Here is a 253-nt window from a genome sequence, read left to right on the forward strand (position 1 = left end):
TCCGGATGAGACGGGTACTGCTTGCCCTGTGCACGATAAGGTGGGGCGTGAGTGGCAACATTTGAACTTCTTTGAGCACCACTGTTTTTTGCATTGTGGTGTGCCGCGCATCAAGACAACCGATGGAAAGGTGTTGACGGTTGATGTGCCATGGTCCCGCCCCGGCAGTGGATTTACGCTGTTGTTTGAGGCATTTGCCATGGCGTTAATCGAACGCGAAATGCCGGTGAATCGGGTGGCCGAAATATTGGGA

General features: G+C 53.4%; 1 protein-coding gene. It reads left to right on the forward strand.

Annotated features, from left to right (window positions below; translation table 11 throughout):
• A partial coding sequence (locus tag IV91_RS0112855) for a helix-turn-helix domain-containing protein (RefSeq protein WP_031599083.1) occupies nt 1-253 on the forward strand: 253 nt, incomplete at both ends.

Source organism: Ferrovum myxofaciens, from assembly GCF_000735045.1.
Taxonomy (GTDB): Bacteria; Pseudomonadota; Gammaproteobacteria; order Burkholderiales; family Ferrovaceae; genus Ferrovum; species Ferrovum myxofaciens.